This window comes from Deinococcus fonticola (genome assembly GCF_004634215.1).
In the GTDB taxonomy this organism is placed as follows: domain Bacteria; phylum Deinococcota; class Deinococci; order Deinococcales; family Deinococcaceae; genus Deinococcus; species Deinococcus fonticola.
Window position 1 is genome coordinate 1 of record NZ_SMMH01000097.1, and the last position, 1,123, is coordinate 1,123.

2 protein-coding genes are annotated in these 1,123 nt (G+C 49.4%); both read left to right on the forward strand.

Annotated features, from left to right (window positions below; genetic code table 11):
- Positions 1-577 (forward strand): hypothetical protein (locus E5Z01_RS19185; protein WP_205750520.1); only part of this gene is annotated, 577 nt, incomplete at its 5' end.
- Entirely contained in the window at positions 574-1,011 is a 438-nt protein-coding gene (locus tag E5Z01_RS19190) for a hypothetical protein (RefSeq protein WP_135230839.1), read from the forward strand. The genes E5Z01_RS19185 and E5Z01_RS19190, both read left to right, overlap by 4 nt.
- Positions 1,012-1,123 lie beyond the last annotated feature (112 nt).

Here is a 1,123-nt window from a genome sequence, read left to right on the forward strand (position 1 = left end):
CCAGGACGATTTCTTCCTTGACCCCAGATGCCCAAGTTTTGCGCTGCTTTCCCATAGAGTTCCTCCAGTTTGCCTGACCCTCCTATCGGTCAGGCGATTTTTGGAAGGAATCCCTGGAGCATTACCGGATGAAGCGAAGAAGGCTCTTGAATCCAATACGGCTCAGGCCATGAATGCGGCCACCAATGTCATCGGGACACCCACCAAAGAAGGTCTCGTAGACAAGTACAGCAAGGACGCCGCTTCAGCCGTGAGCGCACGAGAAGTCAGTGAAGTGCTCGTACAGATTACGGGCGAGGCCATGAAACAGGATGCCACCATGTCTGTCGCCTTGCTGAACCAGTTAAGTGAACTGGCACAACAGCAAGTGATGACCAACACTCAACTGATGCTGGAACGTCAATCGAAAGAGCAGGAGATTGCACGTAACGAGGAAGAGTTTAAGGCTGAAGTTGAACAGATGGTGGCTGAGAACAATGCTCAGGCGGCAGAATTCCAGCGTGATATTAAATCCGCTTATTCCAATATGTCGTCCATTCTCAAGGCCGATATTAAATTGGAGCCAGTGGGAGAATGATGAAACAGATGCGTTTTGTTATTGCATTCTTTCTCCTAACACTGTTCAGCGTTTCATACGCCGAAACCTATGACACTTTCACTCAGATTTTTATGGGCAACCCTATTGAAATGGTCAATGACTTGGGCGCTAACTTGCGTTCCTCTGGCTTGTACGGCTCAGTCAAGAAACTGGCCTATGCAATTGCCGTCGCAGGATTCTTCTTTCAGCTTTACAAGGGCTTAGGCCGTAATAACTATAAGGAGATGCGAGCAACAATAGTGCAGGCGGTTGGAGTGATGATTATGCTCAGCCTCGTTCCAAAAGCGCACAGTGCCATCATTACCTCTTGGCAAACCACCTACACCGCCTCCAATTCCCGTTTTTCTGGACAACTGAGTGCCAAGATTGATGCAGCCGGAACCGAAATGTCGAAAATGATCGACGGCGATTAGGGGTTGACATTTCGTGTCCAGAATGGCAAAGGGATGAAGGTGTTGACGCCTCATCCCGACTACAGTTTAATGCCCATCCCCCAGGCCGCAACGCTGATTGCCTTTCAGGTTC